A 21,547-nucleotide genomic window follows, 5' to 3' on the forward strand; every position below is an offset into this window, starting at 1 on the left:
TTTATACTTTGTCTTGAGGGACGACTGCAATACTCAATAGTCCATATAGCCCTCACAAATAAAACAGATTTAATGTAAAATTTACTTTTAAGTCAAACTGGTTATGTTAATCAATCTATATTCCTTAACCCCTTGTCCAATCGGGTATGCACTAGTAAGAGCTACATTTTTTTTGTAATTGTTATCAGCTGTTCTGGAAGTTATTTTTGGTATAGTGCTGTATGCGTTTGGAGCATATGTACCGGTAATTATTGTAGAATGACGAAATACATCAGTATACTTTATCTGTATAATATCCCCTTTTTGCCAATTTACTTCTGAAGGAGGACAAGCGTATTTCAATCCATTCCCCTTACCCTTGGGTCCTTTTCCTGTATTTGATACTATAAAATTATAAAATTGCACAACACCAGTCCATGAAGCGGAGCGTCCCTTATCCCCATCATAATACCAACCGTTATGATTTTCTACAGCACCTCCCGCTAATAAACAGTGGGATATAAAATTAGTACAATCATATGCTCCACTAATGTGAGAAAAATCATAGTATGGAGCAAGGCTTGAATTTCCTGAACTTGGTTGATTTTTAGAGCAATTTGTTGTTGCATATGTAACCATTTTATTTCTAGCTGTGGAGCTTACACTCATAATTCCCCATATTTACAACCACATTCTTTATATCAAATACTTCTAACCTTTACTTATTTTTATAGTCACTTTACTACTTCTTGACAATACATCATTTTTTAATATATGGTATAAAAAAATGCCCCTATGATTTAAAATCATGAGACATTTTATTATAGTACAATTTTTTAGTAGGAGGTTTTTCTGATGAAAACTAAATCAAACTGCGACTGCTGCATCAATTACCTGTATGATGAAGAATACGGCTCTTATTACTGTCAGGTAAATCTGGATGAAGATGAAATGTTAAGATTTATTACAAAATCTTTTAGCAACTGCCCTTACTTTCAATTTAATGACGAATATAAAACCGTAAGAAAGCAAATGTAAAATTGCTACGGTTTTCCTGTGGTCAGAATATTTTTAGCTCTGTCCACTTCTTCCTGAGAAGGGGAAGGCACCCCCTCCAGAGGATATTCTACGTTTAGCTTCTCCCATTTAACTTTCCCCATAGAATGGTATGGAAGAACCTCTATTTTCTCTATATTTTTGAATCCCTTTAAATAATTATATGCTGCCAGCAAATCCTCTTCGTGGTCTGTATAACCTGGTACAAGGACATATCTAATCCACACTGGTTTTCCAATTTCACTCAAATAGCTTGTAAAAAGCTTTATGCGTTCATTTTCCACACCAGTCAAGTCCAAATGCTTCTTTGCATTTGCCTGTTTTAAGTCCAGAAGTACAAGGTCTGTATATTCAAGTGTTTCCTTTACATCTTCAACATTGACGTAGCCTGAAGTATCAACAGCAGTATGTATTCCCGCTTCACGACACAATTTAAATAATTCCTTTACAAATTCATGCTGTATTAGCGGCTCTCCTCCGCTAACTGTTATTCCTCCTTGAGAGGCTTCTATAAAGTTTTTGTACTTCAGTATTTCAGTCATCACTTCCTGTGGTGTGTACAGTTTTGCCCCTTCAGAGCTCCATGCATCCCTATTATGGCAGTATTTGCATCGCAGAGGACAGCCTTTGAGAAATACTATAAATCTAATACCTGGACCATCCACAGTCCCAAAGGTTTCAAACGAATGCACTCTTCCTTTAATTTCCACCAGAATTACCTCCTTCTAACTTGCACACCCTTATAAAATTAAATCCAGAATAGATTCCGGGATTTATATTAGTATATACCCCGAAATCCATCCGGTTGTTACCTATATATTTTCGTGTATAGTTCTGTTTATTACATCCAGTTGCTGTTCCCTTGTCAACTTTATAAAGTTTACCGCATAGCCTGATACTCTGATTGTAAGCTGAGGATACTTTTCGGGATGCTCCATTGCATCCATCAACATTTCCCTTTCAAACACATTTATATTAATATGATGTCCACCTGACTTGAAGTAGGAGTCTAGGAGGGATAAAAGGTTGTTTATCCTTGCATCTTCCTCTCTTCCAAGTGCTTTTGGAATTATGGAAAATGTATATGATATACCGTCCTGTGCAAATTGGTAAGGCAGTTTTGAAATAGATTGAAGAACAGCAAGTGCTCCGTTCAAATCTCTTCCGTGCATTGGGTTTGCACCTGGGCCAAAAGGTTCTCCTGCTTTTCTTCCATCAGGTGTATTACCTGTCTTTTCACCATATACAACATTTGATGTAATAGTAAGTATTGAAAGAGTAGGAACAGAATGTCTATAAGTTCTCTGTTTTTCCAACTTTTCCATAAAATTTTTCACTAACATTACTGCTATATTATCTACACGGTCGTCGTTATTTCCAAATTTCGGATAATCACCTTCTATATCATAGTCAACTGCAAGTCCATCTTCATTTCTTATTACCTTTACCTTTGCATATTTGATAGCACTCAGCGAATCTGCAACTACGGACAATCCGGCTATTCCGCAGGCCATAGTTCTTAATATATCTTTGTCGTGCAAAGACATCTGCAGTCTTTCATAAGCGTACTTGTCGTGCATATAGTGTATAATATTCAGAGTGTTAATGTAAAGTCTTGCAACCCATGTAAGTACTGCGTCAAACCTTTTCATTACATCATCGTAATCAAGATATTCGGTCTCAACAGCCTGCATAATAGGCCCTACCTGAACTCCTGTTTTTTCGTCACGTCCTCCGTTAATTGCGTACAATAGGGCTTTAGCCATATTACAACGGGCTCCAAAGAACTGCATCTGTTTTCCTATTCTCATGGCGGAAACACAGCACGCTATACCATAATCATCTCCCCAATAGTATCTCATTATGTCATCGTTCTCGTATTGGATGGAGCTTGTATTAATGGAAACATATGAACAATATTTTTTGAAGCCAACAGGCAAATGTACCGACCACAATACCGTTAAATTAGGCTCAGGTGCATGACCTAAGTTAAACAATGTATGGAGCATTCTAAAGGAATTCTTAGTTACCAATGTACGTCCGTCAAGACCCATTCCTCCAATACTCTCTGTTACCCATGTAGGGTCTCCTGAAAACAGTTTTTCGTATTCTGGGGTTCTCAGGAATCTTACCAATCTCAGTTTCATTACAAAGTGATCCACAAGCTCCTGAGCCTCTTCCTCAGTAAGTGTACCTTCCTTCATATCCCTCTCTATATAAATATCAAGAAATGTTGAAACTCTTCCGAGACTCATAGCAGCACCGTTCTGCTCCTTTACTGCTCCCAAGAAACCGAAATACAGCCATTGGAAGGCTTCCTGTGCGGTTTCAGCAGGCCTTGAAATATCGAAGCCGTACATTTGTGCCATTTGTTTTAAGTACTCAAGAGCTTTTATCTGGCTTTTGGTTTCTTCTCTCTCTTGGATAGTCTCACTGTCCATATAATCCATTTCAAGACTTGTAAGCTGCTTCTGTTTATCGTTGATAAGCCTGTCAACTCCGTACAGTGCAACCCTTCTGTAATCACCTATTATTCTTCCTCTACCGTATGCATCAGGCAACCCTGTTATGATACCTGCTTTTTTTGCCCTCATCATTTCAGGGGTATATACATCGTAAACGCCGTCATTATGAGTTTTTCGATATTCAGTAAATAGCTTAACAACGCTTTCGTCAATTTTTTTGCCGTAGGCCTCACCACCCTTTACCACCATTCTGATACCGCCAAATGGCATTATGCCCCTTTTCAAAGGTTCATCAGTTTGCAAACCTACAATTTTCTCCAACTCTTTATCTATATATCCAGGTTCATGTGAAGTCATTGTTGATATTATTTTAGTGTCGACATCAAGGACTCCTCCGTTCTTTCTTTCCTCATCCAGTTTATCACTGACTTTTTTCCAGAGCTTTTTGGTTCTTTCCGTGGGGCCCTTTAAAAATGAATCATCTCCTTCATATGGTGTATAATTATTAATAATAAAATCCCTTACATCTATTTCTTCGGACCAGTTGCCAGTTTTGAAATATCTCCAAGCGTCCATTGTAAACACCTCTTTTTATATTGTGTTAATATATTTATACCCAAAATAAGAAGTGAAAACCAACAAAATTACTGGGAATTTATAACACGCACTCATAAAAAAAGCTCCATCCAAAGCGGATGAAGCTTTTAAAGCTGTTTCAGCGTTATGTATACTGTTTTTAATATTTGCTGGATTTCCTATTTTTACTACCACTAGACATATTTTTATATAATTTAGATTAGAATGGATGATACACTGTATATGCAAGATGGAAAATGGTTTCCTCATCTTTTATATTTGGGTTATCACTCAAATATGCCTGAACACCGCATATATCGAAATAATGGTAGGTAGCAGTTGAAACGTACATAAAGGCACCATATCCCGACGGTAAGTTTATGTAAATGTTAAATTTGCCTGAAGAATCAGTCACGTTAGTACCTGTTCTGACGGCATAATCCGGTGTGTTATTACTATCCCAATGGGGATTGTAATACATCCCTGTAACTCCCACTCCTGCAACTGCATAAGTAACATTTGTAGTTGGGTCTTTTACCGTGGCATACCCGGAAATTGTTAATGTTCCTGTACCAGTCCTGAAATGAGTTCCATAACCAGGGTAGTTAACCACATGATTCAAACCTTCTGTTCCGTTTAAATCAGTAATTGTTATAGTGTCTGCTCTTAATATTGGAGTTACTGTCAATGTATAATTCTGAATATCAGTATCATTATACTCTTCCATGGTTTTTGCATTGCTGACCCTTATATAATATGTTCCTGTGCCAACAGAAAAATTATTTCCGCTTGGGGTTATCCTCTGCATAGCAAAACCTGATGATGAAACATTCCTATAAACCTGAACTGAACATGTATTAGTAGACGAAGTAGTAGCAGTAATCTGCAATTTATCATATATTCTGCTGCTGGGTACTGTAATAACATACCAATCGTTATCAATAGGTGAACTCAAATTTCTTGCGTTAACATATGCTCCGCTCGTTCCGTATGTAAATGCCAGAGCCTGGCTTGCATGCTCGTCGATTTCATAGCTATCACAAGCAGCGCTTACTGAATAATCTAATTTAAATGCTTCGCTTACACTTCCGCCGCTTGATGAATGAACATATAAATAATATGTAGCTGTTGCATCGCCTGATGTTATATATCCCAGTGCTTCCGGCAATGTCCCTCCAGTCCCGTTAATCTGCGTAAAATATTCTGAGCCGCACAGAATATATCCTTGCGAATCCAGCAAATATAAATCATAATCTAAATTAGGATTTGCAGGTGTTGTCAGCTGTGCCTGAAGGTATATTCCCGGTTGCAAATTTAAAGAATATAACCTTGCATCACCAGTAGCAGTTAAATAGCCACTTACTGTTCCTGCAACTACTGTTGATTGAGCCGTTACTTCTGACTTGGCAGCCGCTACCTTTGCTGTTCCTGTATCATTCTGTAGACGTCCCTTTTTAACACTTGAAATATCAACTTTCTTATCCAGTTTTTTTGACTTCACTGTATTTTTAGCAGAAATCAAATTAGTAACCTGTACTGCTTCTTGTGTCTTTATTTCTTTATTAGGTGCATACTCAACACGCATTTTTAAATCTGTTTTTTCTGCTGCAACTACGTTCATTGGACAAATAAAAGCAAAAGACATTGAAACAACCATGAGTAATGACAACAATTTCTTTTTACTAAATTTCATATAAAATCTCTCCTTGTTGTATAGTTAGCCGTCCGACTATTTTGAAGTTATTGCGGAAATCCTTTTACTTTGCAAATATTATCTCTAAAAGCAGTACGTTTAGCTGATTATCAGCAGTACAGTATAGACCTCCTTTCATTATGATTCTTACATCATAATCTGAACACTGTACTTTCTGAGTTTATCAATTACCTAATTAATTGTCAATGCGTACCATATTTGCAATATATAAACATCTTACACCATAGCTAGTTTAATTAAAGAAAAGAGGCAGAATCTTTAGGTTATTTAAGCTGACCTAAAAATTCTACCTCTATCAATGTTATTTATTGCTAAATTAATAAATGACGGATATGTAATAAAGAATTATCTCGTTCCTCCGCCAGAACCACCACCGATGGAGCCTCCGCCTCCGCCAAAGGATGCAAAACCGCCTCCTCCGTCACTTCGTCTTTCCAGTTCACGCTGTTGTTCGGCTTTTATCATATTACTGTAAAGTAAATGCTGATACGAATAGGCTGTAACCATACTCTGGCTGTAATCTGACAATTCGGAAGACATCTCTGGATATAACTCTTTCATTTGCTCCGCTACCTGGTCGGCTATGCCAAAAAGCATAGCATAGGACAACAATTCCCTCCAAATCGGTATTTCCTTGACACCACGCTCGGCAATCAGTGAAAAATCCTCCAGATACCGTTTTAATCCCATCAGTTCACCCAACTCCTTTTCACCATTAGGTGTCAGGTCTGTTAGTTTAACAGTGGTATTCCACCGTTTTAAGCAATTTTTTCGATTCAAATAAGTTTTGCCTGCACTGTCGTGCTTTTGAATATAGGCACGAAGGAGTTTATCATTCTGATTAGCAAAACGCCCCAATTCTCTTGCCTGTAATATGGCATCCGAACCAGCCGCACGCTCCAATATCGTATATAGGTATTCATCATATTCATTCATTAGGTGATGTTTTTGGCCCATAAGTCGCAAGCTAACTGTTTCTTTGGTCTTTCCCATAAAGCTAACTTCCTGGGTTTCCAGAGCTGACAGACAGCCCAGTTGGATTAACCGAAGCATCCCTGTAGCAAGAATTGAGCCTTCATTACATATATTGAAAAGCCTTCCTAAAGCATATGTAGCACTTAAGTTGCCTTCGTTGGGAATTTCCCTAAAATACCCGAATCTTTCGGAGAAGCTTATAAGTTTTTTCACTGCCCTTTTCTTTTTCACACTACTAATCCATACAACCAACACTATGGGAAGTACTATAAATATCAGTACTGAAATAATCAAAGCAAATGCTGATACATCTTCATTTTCCGAGCTATCGTAATCACTGCCCTCAAATGCTCTTGCCTTCACTTCTTCAAAACTTCCTGTTTCCTGCCGTGATGGAGAAATAATCCCTTTATCTATGGCAAACATTACTGTCACATGATTGTCTGAGGATAGTTTGGTATCTGTTTTGGCAACAATGCTTCCATTCTCAAATTCCACCTTACCTATAAATCCAAACCCCCAAATATCGGCAATTTCATCAGTGATAGGGGTACCGTCCGCAAGGCGAATTTGAAGCATTACATCAGTAGGGGTAGTATTCATTCCTCTATTTACGAAACGAAAATTTACACCGTCTCTATCGGTATAACTGCCTATTACATTGTCCAATTTATATTCAATTGTATAGTGGTTTTGACCATATTGGCTGATACCAAAGCAGATTTCATAACCGCTGTCAGTATTATGAATACCACATTTTTGAGCCTTCTCTTTAAAGCTCCAGTCAATGTCCCAATCCTCAACTGTTTTATAGCTACCATTTTGGTCAGAGACTTTCAACTCGCTGATAGTCAAATAATCGGGTGCATTCATAGGAATGTATATTTCTGTTCCATCCTCAAAGCTCCCTTCCCAGTTCTGGGTAATGTTCATGGAGCCGTCTTGGTTGATGACAGCTTGAATATTTATGGTATTCACCTGATTTGCTGCAAAAGAAGGGAGAGCGAAAACAGTCAGCAGGACAAAACATATAATAATGCAGCTTATTTTTTTTCGCATTGGGCACCTCATTTCATGTTTGGCATATCAGCCTTAGACATCTGTTCCTCAAGGTACTCTCTTTGAAAGAAACCTAACCTCTCAGCAATTAAGGAGACCGGAAACATTCTTATTTCTCGGTTCAGCTTTGTAACACTGTCATTGTAAATTAAGCGACTAGTACGCACCATGTTTTCAAAAGTTTCCACTGCATCCATAGTCTTAATATAATTTTGGTTTGACTTTAATTCAGGGTACTGCTCAGCTACCATGGAAATCTTGTCCAATGTTTCGGAAATAACTCCTTCCTGGCGGACTACATCATTTGGCGTGGATTTTGCGGTAATCATGCTTCTTCTGGATTTGATTGTCTCAATCAGTGTTTCGCTTTCATGCTTGGCATAGCCTTTTGTTAAATCCAAAAGGGCTGTCAGAGCGTCAAATCTGCTTGATAATTGTACTCCAATTTGACTCATGGCATTGCTAATATTCTCATCAAGTACCACCAGTTTACGTTGGGTAGAAATTACCCATAGAGCAATTACTGCAACAATTGCGATGATTACAATTAAAGCTATTATCATATCATTTTCCTCCTTTTTGAAAGGCAAATGCGGAATACCCTCATTCGCTTTTGCTATTTGTTAAAATTACACTTTACATTGTATTCACTTGAATAAAATGTCTATTATTATTTTACATAAGGTTTACTAACTTTGGCAATTAAATCAGGCATTGCTTCCAAAATAACATTATACTGTATTTACCTCTCCGCAAGCTGCAAGGCTCAGTATCATAACAATTGACATAATAATCACCAATAATTTTTTTATCTAACCCTCCTTTTTCTGTTGATGGTATTTGAACTATTCTGTTATATTTAATCTACAAAAAAATTCCCACAAAAAACCGTCCAATGCATGAAGCACAGCTTTTTCTGCATGAAATCCGGTGTCGAATAAGTGATTTTTATGTTAAAATGAGTATGAAGAAACGGAGGAATGTCCATGCTACAGATTGCGGTCTGTGATGACAATATAGACGAACTGTCCAATATGGTACAGCTTATAAACCAATACAGATTATCAAAAAATATAAACTTAGATTACGCTGCCTTTTCAAATGGATTTGAGTTGGTTTCTGCATTAGAAAAAGGAAAACGGTTTGATATATATTGTTTGGATATCATCATGCCAGGCTATACGGGCATTGATGTTGCAAACGAAATCCGTTCATTTGATAAGAATGCACCAATTTTATTCTTTACGTCTTCATCCGAGTTTGCTTTGGAAAGCTATTCTGTAAAGGCAATTAATTACGTATTGAAGCCCATATCAAAAGAAAAACTTTTCTTCACTTTTGATGAAATGCTGGAGCATGTAAAGATGAAAGAAAATGATGATGCAATTATCGTAAAGAGTAATGAAGGAATTCAAAAAATACTAATCTCAAATTTGGTTTTTGCTGAGGTAATTGGAAGAAATGTATTCTATCATCTTTTGTCTGGCAAGGTGATTGAGTGCACTGAATCCTTCTCTGCAGTCTGCGATAAGTTGCTAAAGTATAAATGTTTTATTAAAACACACCGTTCCTATATTGTAAATATGCAATATATAAATACAATTAATAATAATCAGGTAACTTTGCAAACCCTTTCATCTGTCCCCATTGCACAGAGTAAGGTGCGGGAAATTAAGCAGCAGTATTTAGCTTATCAAATGGAGGATGATTAAATGATAGCAACTGTCATTGAATTCTCTCGCTATTTCTTCGCATTGCTGTTCGGCGCGGCGGTTGCAGTTAGTTTTGTCGGAATGCATCGTACACGGAAAAATTATCTGGTTTTTGGGTGTTTTATCGCCTTTTTATTTATTATACAAGTTATAACTTTGAAACTTTTTGGTATGGCCGTCACCTTAAAAATATATCCGCTCCTTTCACATTTGCCAGTAGCTGTTTTTATTGTTATATTCCTAAAGTGCTCATTACTTCTTTCAGTAACCAGCGTGTTTGCTTCTTTCCTGTGTTGTCAGTTTCCTCGCTGGATGGGCAGTTTCGTAGGTGGCTTTTTTGATAGTGCTACAATAAATCATGCTAGTTATGTAGCAACTGTATTTTTGATGTACTATTTCTTGCAGAAATATGTGGTAGAGTCTGTTCGACATATGATGGAGCGTTCTGTTAAATCCTGCCTGATGTTTGGCACCATCCCGGCATTTTACTATCTGTTTGACTATGTCTCCACTGTTCATACCGATCTTATGTTCAGTGGTTCCCACGTAGTTGTGCAATTCATGCCATTTATAATGTCGGCATTTTATTTTTTGTTTGTGCTGCTTTACTACTCAGAAACGCAAAAACAAGCAAGTATACAAAGAGATCGCGATATGCTGTACACGCAGTTACATCAGGCACAAACAGAATTTTCATCTCTGAGGCAAATGCAGCAAAATGCCGAAGCCTATCGGCACGATATGCGCCACCATTTCATTCTTTTACAGGGGATGGCCTCCCAGGAACGCATAGAGGAGATCCAAGAGTATCTTCAGACTGCCCAGTCAGACTTGAATAACATCACACCCGTGCGCTTTTGTAAAAATGAAACTGTTAATCTGATTTTGTCCTCTTTTGCCTCTAAAGCAAAACAATCGGGAATTCTATTAACTATAGATGCAAAACTACCTGACTCCTTGACTCTTAGCGACACCGAGCTATGCTCTCTATTGTCAAACGCTTTGGAAAACGCTTTGCATGCCTGTGAAAAAGTAGCAAACAGCAATCAACGCTATATTAAGCTGCGTGTATATTCCAAAAATAATAAGCTGTGTATTGACATTCGTAACAGTTATCAAGAAGAACCAATATTTCACCATGGTCTTCCTGTATCAAAAGAACAGGGACATGGTTTTGGTACAAAAAGCATGGTTAATATTGTGGAAAAACATGGAGGGATATACCAGTTTTCTATTAAGGATGGCTGGTTTATATTTCAGGCTACAACATAAGTGATTGTACTTTTTATATAATAAATCATTGTTAGAGTAAGAAATTTCGGTGGGTTTAAGAAAAAAGGGGCTATTGCAAAACTAATTCTTATCTTTATTCATCCTGTACGTGAGTAAAAATTTATCAATGAAAAGCTTGGTTAAAGATATTTGCAGATGTTTGTCGGTAAAATATCCTAAGATGAGCCGCTACAAACTCTTGCAAATATCTTGGAAGCAAACATTGATATAATTTTATACGGAAGTATCAGTGTTAAAACAGTAAGTATTTCTGTTTTGCGACAACCCCTCTATTAGAAAGACTACGTACAAATTATTTACTATTTTTAAGCTTTTCCATTATAAATTTTTCCGCAAAGTCTTTACTGAATGGAAGAACAATCCTTTCTGTACCTGAAACAAGCACTGTCTGTTTCTTACCATCCTTATCCTCGATAATAACCTTTGCAGTTTTAGCATTTATTGTATGTTCCTGTCCCATAAGCTTCAATGTAGCTGTACCGTTATCTACTGTAAAGCTTGGAAGGTTAAAATAGATTACTGCTCCTATCGCTATAACTGCAATAAGTATGCCAAGTTTCAGCAGTTTTTTTGCCACCTTTGCAATAATTAATAAGACCAGTATAACTACAATAACCGGAACCAAAAAAGATGAATTTAAAATACCAAGTCCCTTTAAAATCTCCATTATTTATCCTCCAAAACGTAAAAATCAAAAACCTTTTATTATTTCTACCAATACCTACTATTTTCCTTCTTTGATAAATTTCTGATATTTCAGCGGCTCCCCTTTTTCCCAAGGCCTATATTCATTTGCAAAGTCTACCCTGGATTTAAAGGTAGGATGGTCATAGGTCCAAAGCATATAGACAATACCGGGTTCAGGCATGGTTAGGCTTTGCTGGTGAAGTTTTACTGTTGCTGTTGCAGTAGCAAAATTATTCTTTGTGAGCTCAAGTTCAAAGCGGTCTGCCTCCGTTTCCATGCTCCGAGAATATGCGTTGGTAATAGGTGCTGTAAAAAACATCATCAGGTTTATAAGAAGAATTATAAGAGGATAAGCTGCTATATCCGAAACCTTGCTGAAACCAAGCTTTCCTTTTGTTTTTTTCAGGATATACCCCAACATTCTGTAAATCAGATATAGGATAACAATACTCCCTATCCCTCCAAAAACAATTGATTTCCACACATGCCCCATAAGGTAGTGCCCCATTTCATGAGCAGTGACCCCCAATATTTCATCTGTGTCCAGATAATTTATTGTAGTGTCCCATAAAACAATTCTCTTTGTATTGAACACTCCTGTCATATAGGCATTCATCTGGTTTGTTTCTTTACTTTTGTCCACCTGATAAACCTGACAGTCGCCTATTGATGTTTTATTCAGCAAATCCTCAATTTTCAAAGACAGATGGCTATCTTCAATTGGTTTATACTGATTGAAAATAGGGTCAATTACCACAGGTTGTATATACGAAACTATAAATAAATATGGAATTGATATTAATGCTATGTATAACCACCAGCGCTTGGGAGACTTTTTGATTATTAAAAACGGAACCCATATAATTGCACAGGTTAAAACTGTATTTACAATGAAATTTTTAATTGTATCTATTATCCATTGAGAAAAATTTTGGTTTGATAAACCGTATTGATGCATTCTAAAAAAGCCTGTATATATATCCAAAGGTAAATAAATCAGAGTTTCAATAACTGAATACGCAATGAAATAGAGAATAATTATTGAAATCCAACGGCGTGCTCTCCCTGCCGCCCAGTTTCTAATATGAATTGACAGTTTTGAAAATATAAAAAAAGCAGGAACTGCAAAGCTGAGAAAAAGTCTTATGAGCCATGTGATTATCTTACTTTTATGAAAATCAAAAGCCGCCTGTGTAGGCATTGTTACCCGAACAGTGTCAGGCACAGCTATTTGCCCGCTTTGAGGGTATGTTTTTATAATATGGTTGTAATTTACTATTTCAGATACTGTCACAGCTGCCACAAATATTATAAACAGGCTGATAAATACTATTATTACCTTGCTAAAATCCTTGGTCAATGCACTCAACCTCCAATTAACTATTAGGAATATGTCCACCTGTTAATTATATGATTGTACCACGCAATTTAATGTATTAATCAGCTATATTTATACATTTTTCCCTTGGCAATAACACTTACTACATTCAGTCCGCTGTCACATATAACACAATCCGCGTCTTTTCCTACCTGAAGAGTACCCTTTTTATCATCAATCTTTAGACGCTGGGCAGCATTTTTTGTTATAGTGCCTATTGCCATTTCCACAGGAATTCCTCTGTCCTTAATAGCAGTACGAACTTCATCAAAAAGTATCTTGCAGCATACAGTCTCAGAAGAAACCACGTTTCCATTTTCGTCAAAGGTAGGTACGCTTCCGTAGGCATCGGAGCTTATTGTCACCCCTGTAAAATCAAGATTATTATCCATGATAGTCTTTAAAGCATCATAGGTAGCAACACATTCTTTGTCTGTATCTGATGGAATAAAGCCTGCTGTCAAGTCAATATTGCCACCTTGTTTTAAATACTCTAAAGCCCTGTTAAAAAGTGCCTTGGTACGGTTAACATGTGTAGGGAGAATGTGCTGTTTTGGTATTAAAGTTTCATTGGAAAGCCTAAACATGTACCCCATAGCACTTTCCCCCTGCCCAAGATGAAAATGCACCAGCCCGGCTTTTCCTGAAATAATGGCACCGTTTCTAGTTTGGGCTGCAATTCTGCTTATTTCATCAAATGACGGCTCAAATGCCCTGCTGTCGGCAAGACAAATCTCTCCTACACCGATAACCTTATCAACAAAAACCATGTCGTTTTGTATGCTTCCTGTTAAAGTTATAACCGGGACTTGATATGAGCCTGTATATATATAGGTAGAAAGGCCCTCTAGCTCCAGTTGACGTGCTTTAGCATAAAGATTGGGCATACTTCTTGTGACACCGTCTGCTCCAAGCACTCCTACAACTGTTGTTATTCCGTACTTAAGAATGTCTTCTGCCTTTGCTTCCTCAGTTCTTGTAGTAAATCCACCTTCACCGCCGCCGCCGGTAATATGAACATGAAGGTCTATAAAGCCCGGAAACACTATTTTACCGTCACAGTTGACTATTTCAACACCTTTATACCCTGTAGGGTCTATATTGTTTTCAATTAAAGCCACTTTGTCAAAGCAAAACAATATGTCTTTTTTCCCCAGATATTCTGGCGAATATACTGTTGCATCCTTTAACAGCTTGAACATACCTGCCTCCAATGCCTTATAAGAAATTACATTTATTACCTATAGTATCTTACTTAAAAATTCCTTTGTTCTGTCATCTTTAGGATTTGTGAATATTTCATCGGGTGGAGCATCTTCTTTGATTTTGCCCCCATCCATGAATAGTACTCTTGTTCCAACCTCTTTTGCAAAGCCCATTTCATGTGTAACAACCACCATTGTCATTCCATCTGATGCCAACTCTTTCATTACCTCCAGAACTTCCCCTACCATTTCCGGGTCAAGGGCTGAAGTAGGCTCGTCAAAAAGCATTACATCCGGTGACATTGCAAGAGCACGGACAATTGCTATACGTTGTTTCTGTCCACCTGAAAGCTGTGCAGGATAGTTATTTGCTTTTTCCTCCAATCCTATACGCTTTAAAAGAGACATAGCGTTCTCTTTTGCTTGCTCAGGAGTTTGATTTTTTAGTTTTATGGGTCCAAGAGTTATATTGTCAATTATAGATAAATGTGGGAAAAGATTGAAATTTTGAAAAACCATTCCCATTTTCTGCCTTTGTTTGTTTATATCATTATTCTTATCAGTAATATTTATTCCCTCAAAAATTATTTCACCGTCAGTGGGCTGTTCCAATAAATTTAAACATCTGAGAAAAGTACTCTTGCCTGAACCACTGGGACCTATTACAACTACTACTTCGCCCTTTTCAATGGTTACATCTATACCCTGCAAAACATGAAGACTGCCGAATTTTTTGTGTAGATTCTTTACATTAATCACTTGTCCTCATCCTCCTTTCAGCATACCCCAGAAGCCTAGTAAGGCCGAAGGTTAATATAAAATAAATAACGGCCGTAACGGCTAACGGTTCAAAAGGTCTGTAAATTGCACCCTGTATAATATTTGTGTTTCTCATAAGTTCGCTTATACTAATAACGGACAGTACAGAAGATTCCTTTATTACAACAACAAATTCATTTCCCAAAGCAGGAAGTATGTTTCTAAGTGCCTGGGGTAATACAATATATCTCATTGCCTGTCCCTGTGTAAAACCAATAGACCTTGCTGCTTCCATCTGACCTTTGTCCACTGCCTGAATTCCTGCACGAATTATTTCAGCCACATATGCACCACTGTTTACTGACATGGCAATAACACCAGGTATAAATCTATCCAAATCCAGTCCCAATATACGAAGTTTTGGCAGCGAAATCAGATAGAAAAACAGCGTAATCTGAACGAGAAGGGGTGTTCCCCTTATAAACTCAATATAGGATGACGCAACCGCCTTTAAAATCTTGTTATGGGATATCTTCATCAATGCAATACCAGTACCTATAATAACACCAAGTATTACGGTAAGAATTGCAATTACAATTGTATTTACGGTACCGCTTACAAAATAGTACCAATATTCACTTAAAAAACTGAAATCCAAGCCAATTCCTCCCTACCTAATTATATAAATATCCGAAAACAAAACACAGGGGGTGCCCGTAGACATCCCCTTTGCTTTGGCTTTATTATAATGTCAATTATTCTGCTGTTACATTCTTTTCGTTAGCTTCCTGTACAAATTTGTCTATTAATCCGTCTTTCATAAGTCTGTCAAGAGTTTTGTTTATCTGCTCAACTAAGTTGGAATTACCTTTTTTAACTGCTACAGCAGCTCCTCCTGTATCATCCTCTACAGGTATATCAGTTAATGCTAAATCGTTGTTGTTTTTAACATAACCGTTTGCTACCGGAAGTTCAACTACCAGTGCATCTATCTTTTTATTCTTCAATTCCATCACCAAATCAGGAATCTTGCCTAAAGATACAAGATTTGCACCTTCAATCTGTTCTTTTACTATTTTCTCCTGTGTAGTTCCCAACTGTGCACCAACTTTTTTATCCTTTAAATCTGCAATGGTTTTATATTTGTCCTTGTCTTCAGCTCTTACCATTACACCTTGCTTTGCTTCATAATAAATCTTTGAAAAATCAACTGATTTTTTTCTCTTTTCGTCAGGATTCATACCTGCTATTACAATATCCACCTTTTTAGTGTTAAGTGCTGATAACAATCCGTTGAAATCAGTATCAACAATTTCCATCTGTACTCCCAAATCTTTTGCAATCTCCTCAGCAATAGAAATATCAATTCCTACTATAGTATCCTTTCCATCTACCATCATATGATATTCATACGGTGCATAATCTCCACTTGTACCTACAACAAGTTTACCAGTCTTTTCTATTCTCTTCATTGTTTCTCCGCCACCACAGCCTGCAATGGATATTCCGATAGTTGCAACAATAAGCAAGCAGAATATCCTCTTTAATAATCCTTTCTTCATTTTGAAATCCCCCTATTATTTTTCTACATAATAAAACATCGATGTGTACAATTATAAATTATTATGTATAAAAATTCAATATGATGCATAAATATTTTGTCACAATGCGTCATTTTTCTACATTTTGCCTATAATAACCCAACTGGTACGGTTAAGGGAAATATTTTCTTGTTGATAATCAACAAGACACACTTAAAAAGCCCCTATTAGTGATATTCGCCTTTTACTCAAAAATGTAACAGTAATGAAATTTTCATTTAGACAGTAAAATTAATATAATGACTAATGCAATACTATATTTTTCCAGTTATAATATAGTAATAATAAGAAATCAGAGGTGGATTGTATAATGGTTAAAAAACTTTTATTGCTTGGTACACTAATTATTGCCATACTATTTGAAAGTACAGCCCTTTGCGTTGCAGTAAACGCAAAAGATAAAAACCAGTATCCCGGAGTATCACAGTCAGCAGTAAAAATTGATACAGCCATACTGGATAAAACACTGGATACTCAAAAAAAGCAGCAGGAAGCTCAAAAGAAAAAAGAAGAAGCAGAAAAGTTACAGAAAAAAGTTGCCCAGTTACAAAAAGATATTACAGCTAGTACATATTTAAAATACATTAAGCAGCTTGGCTACTATAAAAAAGCCTCTAAAAGTGATGAAACCCTGAATATTAGAAATGCGCTTCTTCTATTTCAGAGCAACCATAATATGAGTGTAACCGGTACATATGACACAGCAACGAAAAATATGCTTGTACAAAGATTGTCCAGTAAAAAGTTTGTTTATCTCGACAAGGTTACAAAAACCCCCACTAAAGGAAAGTGGATTACCGTAAACAAAACCACAAGAGTTCTGACATTATATGAAGGTACAAAGGTCTTAAAAAAGTATGCCGTTGCAGTGGGTAACCCCGCTTCCCTTACGAAGTCCGGCAAATTTATTGTAACCAGTAAACTGATAAACCCTGATTGGGGTGGAGGAGGATTTGCAGCCCCCGTAAAAGGAGGAACTCCTGAAAACCCACTTGGAAGCAGATGGCTTGGAATAAACAGAACCGACGGTTCCTATGGAATACACGGCACAAATTCCTTTTATTCAATTGGAAAATACATATCACACGGCTGTATAAGAATGTCTAATTACTGTGTAGAAGAACTGTATCCTCTTGTTCCTATGAAAGCACCTGTCTGGGTAGGTTCTCAGACCGAGTTAAAGAACTGGGGTATAACTCAGCCCCTATTCAAGCAGCAGGTCTAGTAAAAATTTTTTATTGTTGAATTTTATAAGTCATTGTGTTAAAATACACAGTACGAATACAAATGTCATTGAATGGTGGACACTCTACTAATTTTATTTAACTAAAAAATTCCATTCAATATCCCTTCAATAATATGAAATCTAGGAATAGGAGGCATAAAGGATGTCTAAGCTAAAAGTTGGTATAATCGGCGGTACTGGAATGGTCGGACAAAGATTTATTTCACTTCTTGAAAACCATCCATGGTTTGAAGTTGTTTCCATTGCTGCTAGTGAAAAATCTGCCGGAAAAAAATACGAAGAAGCAGTAGGTAATAGATGGAAGATGTCTACGCCTATGCCTGAAAGCGTTAAGAATATTGTAATAAAAAATGCAACAGAACAAGTTAAAGAAATATGTGATGAAGTAGATTTTGTTTTCTCTGCAGTTGATATGAAAAAAGATGAGATTAAGAAGCTAGAGGAAGAATATGCCAAAAATGAAACCCCTGTAGTTTCCAATAACTCAGCACACAGGTGGACTCCTGACGTTCCTATGCTTATACCTGAAATCAATGCAGATCATGTAAAGGCAATAGATGCTCAGAGAAAAAGACTAGGAACAAAATATGGGTTCATTGCCGTTAAGCCAAATTGCTCAATTCAAAGCTATGTTCCTGCTCTTTCTCCATTATTGAAATACGGTATTAAAAATGTAGTTGCTACTACTTACCAGGCAATATCCGGTGCAGGAAAGAATTTCACTGACTGGCCTGAGATGATTGACAATGTAATACCTTATATCGGCGGAGAAGAAGAAAAAAGTGAACAGGAACCTTTGAAAATCTGGGGTAAAGTTGAAAACGGAGAAATCGTAAAGGCTTCCTCTCCCCTTATAACTACACAGTGTATAAGAGTACCTGTAACTGACGGTCATCTAGCTGCAGTATTTGTTTCCTTTGAAAACAAGCCTTCAAAAGAAGAGATACTTGAGTTATGGAAAAACTTCAAAGGTGAACCTCAACTACTGGATTTACCAAGTGCACCAAAGCAGTTTATAAGATATTTTGAAGAAGACAACAGACCTCAAACCAAATTAGACAGAGATGCTGAAAACGGAATGGGTATAACTGTGGGAAGACTTCGTGAAGACACCTTATATGATTACAAATTTGTTTGTCTCTCACATAATACTGTTCGAGGAGCTGCAGGCGGTGGTGTACTCATGGCAGAGTACCTAAAGTCCCAAGGATATATTCATGCAAAATAAGTAATATTACCTATTTTTCTTAGAATTAAGTAAATAATTTAGCACAATGTGCCGATAAATGAGCTAGGTAATTAACCTAGCTTTTTTTGTTATGTTCAAATTTTTACAAAAATGTTAATGTTCAATTTTCGCACAGGTAAAGGAGATTAAAATGGCCATAAAATCAGACTACGCAGGACAATATTTGTCCGGTCAGAATGAAATGATTATTTATGAAGGTGACAGAGTATCCTCCGTTATTTTAATGCTCCAGGGAAAGCTGGATGTTTTACTGTCGCCATTTGATACAGTACAAAATGATAAAAACTATACAGCCGATAACAGCTGCCGTCTTTTTACCTTGGAGCAAAATACTTTTCTAAGTGTTAATGACATTTTGAAAAGCGGAAAGAATTCCTTTAGTTTAAGATCTCAACAATCTTGTAATCTTTACTGCTTTCCTGCTTCATCTGCAAATGGAATAAGAGATATCATGAATACTCAAAAAGACTATTCAACATATATTGTCTCTTCACTGGCAACACTCATTGACTTGAGCTATGATTCCTATCAGAAGCTTCTTCCCATATGCAGAAGTCTAGATATATTGGTAAAGAATCTATCCATATATTATTGGGCTATAAAGGATAAATACTACTTTAAATACTCTCCTGAAATAGAGAACCTGGAAGACTACAAAAATGTCTATCAGGAAGCGAGAGATAATGGAATGCGTTTCTTTCCAGTTGATACGGATTCTTTATCAAATAAATATATATGTGAAAATTGTGGAGAAACCGAAAACGAAATAGATGATGCAGGTTTTGAGTATTTTTCAAAGCTACTTAATGTACCTCTTGATCAAAGAAAAGGCTTTTTTAACAGTGAAAACTATATTTGCGAATACCATATTAATAAGGGTTCTGATCTTATGGAATCACTAGTGGGTGAAATCAAGAGTAAGCTGTCTCAATTATACAATAACATAAGCTGTCTCTATACTGCCCCGGTGAATCTTATGTCTTCCTATGCAAAAATAGCAGTAGACTCAAAGGATGATAAAGAAGCAGTACTGACTCTTTATAGTATTATGGAACAATCGGCTGCTATAATTGCAAATTGTATTGGCAGGCTTCAGAATGAGTTTGACTGTTTTAACTCCATAAATGTTTCAAATATTAGTGAATTAGTTAATACAGTTAAGGCCAAGGTATCTATAAGTAGTATCCCTCAAAATAGTGATGGCACATACTCAGGAAATGAGCTACCAAAAGAACTTGAAAACAGTCTTGAAAAGATTTTAACAATATGCGGCTTTCCTTTGGATTTCAAAGACAGCTTTAATAAGAGACTCTGTCATTTCAGAGCCTTGAAGGACAAATCCTCCAGTGATTCTGAAGCAAGAGAGCTTCGTTCTTCACTTACAGCTGATTTCTTTACTGTTTATGAAACTGCTTTCAAAAAAGCTCAGGAAAGTGGCCAGTATCCAAAAGTTATAAGCATGTTCTTAAATTTTGGTTATATGGATGAACGTCTTGTAACAAAAGAACAGGCCATAGCTTTATACAGACTATGTGATAAGGAATATCCAAAAACCCAATTTACTATATATAGTTCTGTTAAATGGCTTCAGGAAATTTACAATAACCGCAAGGAACCTTCTATCAATGACTTCGGACAGGATTACTACGATGTTTTCAGAGATATGAAGAAGAGAAAAATTGTTACAGACCTTGATAGGCCTGCATATGAAAAAGACTTTAATGCCAAGGTAAGCTTTGAAATAAACAACATGTTAAAAACCAATCAGAAAGTGTGCCATGGTCACATGAGCAGCTACTTTCCTATTTTGCACAAGGATATAATAACTCGTGACTTGGAGAAATCTGTTGTGACTCCTCTTAAGATTACAGATGCTATTATGAATATCCTTGAAACAGATTTTTCAGTATTCTACAGAGAAATCTGGTATAAAAATGAACAGAAGAATATAGAAAAAGAACCAATAATGAAAGAAATCCTTCCTGACATTATAATAGTGCCTACCTTCGGTTCCCGTGCGTCCATGTGGCAGGAGATAACAGGAAGAAGTAGAAATACCCCCGGCAGATTTATATTCCCTGCCTTTACCGATGAAAACATATATGATATGGTTCTGAAACTTATTGGTACATTCAGATGGGAACTGTGCAGAACTATGATGGGGGTGGCATGGAACGATATAACTGAAAAATCATTAACTTCTGAGTACACAGACTATATTCAGTTCTATAAGAAAAACCATGATCTTTCCGAAGAAGCTAAGGAAAAAATAAAGGTGCAAATTCAGAAAAACAGGAACATGATGAAGGATATTTTCACAAGTGATTATGATGTCTGGATAAATTATGAATCAAAGGGTATCCTCAGGCTCAATAAAATAGCAAGATCTATTTTGTTCAGGTATTGTCCTCTCCCAAAAGAGCAAAGGGCAAATCTTGCAAAACAGCCTGCATTTACAGACTTGTGTATACAGATGAATACCACAAGAGCCAAAATGGCAAAATCACTTACAAACAAGTATGCTAAATTATTTAAGAATGGCCCAATAGACGAGGATATGGAAGCAAATTTGATTTTCTACAGAGATTTTTAA

The 21,547-nt window shown here is 36.7% G+C and carries 18 protein-coding genes; 6 read left to right on the forward strand and 12 right to left on the reverse strand.

The features are described 5' to 3' along the window. Positions 1 to 87 precede the first annotated feature (87 nt). Entirely contained in the window at positions 88 to 648 is a 561-nt protein-coding gene (locus tag K412_RS21305) for an amidase domain-containing protein (protein ID WP_024831967.1), read from the reverse strand. Between the two features lie 186 nt (positions 649 to 834). On the opposite strand from K412_RS21305, the gene K412_RS0104250 reads away from it, so the two are divergent. Next, on the forward strand, positions 835 to 1,017 hold the full coding sequence (locus K412_RS0104250) for a DUF6472 family protein (RefSeq protein WP_024831968.1): 183 nt from the start codon (positions 835 to 837) through the stop codon (positions 1,015 to 1,017). A gap of 5 nt (positions 1,018 to 1,022) precedes the next feature. On the opposite strand, the gene pflA is transcribed toward K412_RS0104250, so the two are convergent. The 5 genes from pflA to K412_RS0104275 form a co-directional block, all read right to left on the reverse strand. Beyond that, on the reverse strand, positions 1,023 to 1,745 hold the full coding sequence (gene pflA / locus K412_RS0104255) for a pyruvate formate-lyase-activating protein (protein ID WP_024831969.1): 723 nt from the start codon (positions 1,743 to 1,745) through the stop codon (positions 1,023 to 1,025). 102 nt (positions 1,746 to 1,847) lie between these two features. Beyond that, positions 1,848 to 4,076 carry a formate C-acetyltransferase gene (gene pflB / locus K412_RS0104260; RefSeq protein WP_024831970.1) on the reverse strand — a complete coding sequence of 743 codons (2,229 nt, stop codon included), beginning with the start codon at positions 4,074 to 4,076 and terminating at the stop codon, positions 1,848 to 1,850. Between the two features lie 220 nt (positions 4,077 to 4,296). Then, positions 4,297 to 5,769, reverse strand: coding sequence for a hypothetical protein (locus K412_RS0104265; protein ID WP_024831971.1), 1,473 nt, complete (start codon positions 5,767 to 5,769; stop codon positions 4,297 to 4,299). A 366-nt stretch (positions 5,770 to 6,135) separates the two neighbouring features. Next, a complete protein-coding gene (locus K412_RS0104270; protein ID WP_034847147.1) occupies positions 6,136 to 7,824 on the reverse strand; it encodes a DUF2207 family protein in 1,689 nt (562 codons plus the stop codon). An 8-nt stretch (positions 7,825 to 7,832) separates the two neighbouring features. Further along, entirely contained in the window at positions 7,833 to 8,387 is a 555-nt protein-coding gene (locus K412_RS0104275; protein ID WP_024831973.1) for a LemA family protein, read from the reverse strand. A 423-nt stretch (positions 8,388 to 8,810) separates the two neighbouring features. On the opposite strand from K412_RS0104275, the gene K412_RS0104280 reads away from it, so the two are divergent. Next, positions 8,811 to 9,536: a LytR/AlgR family response regulator transcription factor gene (locus K412_RS0104280; RefSeq protein WP_024831974.1), complete on the forward strand. Its 726-nt coding sequence runs from the start codon at positions 8,811 to 8,813 to the stop codon at positions 9,534 to 9,536. Further along, complete coding sequence (locus K412_RS0104285) at positions 9,537 to 10,808, forward strand: sensor histidine kinase (protein WP_024831975.1); 1,272 nt, start codon at positions 9,537 to 9,539, stop codon at positions 10,806 to 10,808. A 313-nt stretch (positions 10,809 to 11,121) separates the two neighbouring features. Here the strand turns inward: K412_RS0104285 and K412_RS0104290 are convergent, their stop codons facing one another. From K412_RS0104290 to K412_RS0104315, 6 genes are all read right to left on the reverse strand, one after another. Beyond that, positions 11,122 to 11,496, reverse strand: coding sequence for a hypothetical protein (locus K412_RS0104290; protein ID WP_024831976.1), 375 nt, complete (start codon positions 11,494 to 11,496; stop codon positions 11,122 to 11,124). Between the two features lie 57 nt (positions 11,497 to 11,553). Further along, positions 11,554 to 12,876 (reverse strand): M48 family metallopeptidase, encoded by a 1,323-nt coding sequence (locus K412_RS0104295; protein ID WP_024831977.1) that lies wholly within the window; start codon positions 12,874 to 12,876, stop codon positions 11,554 to 11,556. An 80-nt stretch (positions 12,877 to 12,956) separates the two neighbouring features. Then, entirely contained in the window at positions 12,957 to 14,096 is a 1,140-nt protein-coding gene (gene iadA / locus K412_RS0104300) for a beta-aspartyl-peptidase (RefSeq protein WP_024831978.1), read from the reverse strand. A gap of 39 nt (positions 14,097 to 14,135) precedes the next feature. Continuing rightward, entirely contained in the window at positions 14,136 to 14,858 is a 723-nt protein-coding gene (locus tag K412_RS0104305; RefSeq protein WP_024831979.1) for an amino acid ABC transporter ATP-binding protein, read from the reverse strand. Then, complete coding sequence (locus K412_RS0104310) at positions 14,851 to 15,516, reverse strand: amino acid ABC transporter permease (protein ID WP_024831980.1); 666 nt, start codon at positions 15,514 to 15,516, stop codon at positions 14,851 to 14,853. The genes K412_RS0104305 and K412_RS0104310 overlap by 8 nt, the downstream gene beginning before the upstream one ends. A gap of 97 nt (positions 15,517 to 15,613) precedes the next feature. Beyond that, the gene (locus K412_RS0104315; protein WP_024831981.1) at positions 15,614 to 16,420 is read right to left on the reverse strand and encodes an ABC transporter substrate-binding protein; all 807 of its coding nucleotides are present in this window, start codon (positions 16,418 to 16,420) and stop codon (positions 15,614 to 15,616) included. A gap of 349 nt (positions 16,421 to 16,769) precedes the next feature. Between K412_RS0104315 and K412_RS0104320 the strand changes: the two genes are divergently transcribed. The 3 genes from K412_RS0104320 to K412_RS0104330 all read left to right on the forward strand — a co-directional run bounded on the left by K412_RS0104320 (position 16,770) and on the right by K412_RS0104330 (position 21,547). Continuing rightward, a complete protein-coding gene (locus K412_RS0104320; protein ID WP_024831982.1) occupies positions 16,770 to 17,684 on the forward strand; it encodes a L,D-transpeptidase family protein in 915 nt (304 codons plus the stop codon). A 163-nt stretch (positions 17,685 to 17,847) separates the two neighbouring features. Further along, positions 17,848 to 18,933 (forward strand): aspartate-semialdehyde dehydrogenase, encoded by a 1,086-nt coding sequence (asd, locus tag K412_RS0104325; RefSeq protein ID WP_024831983.1) that lies wholly within the window; start codon positions 17,848 to 17,850, stop codon positions 18,931 to 18,933. A 151-nt stretch (positions 18,934 to 19,084) separates the two neighbouring features. Beyond that, positions 19,085 to 21,547 carry a hypothetical protein gene (locus K412_RS0104330; RefSeq protein ID WP_024831984.1) on the forward strand — a complete coding sequence of 821 codons (2,463 nt, stop codon included), beginning with the start codon at positions 19,085 to 19,087 and terminating at the stop codon, positions 21,545 to 21,547.

It is taken from the genome of Ruminiclostridium josui JCM 17888, assembly GCF_000526495.1.
Taxonomy (GTDB): domain Bacteria; phylum Bacillota; class Clostridia; order Acetivibrionales; family DSM-1351; genus Ruminiclostridium; species Ruminiclostridium josui.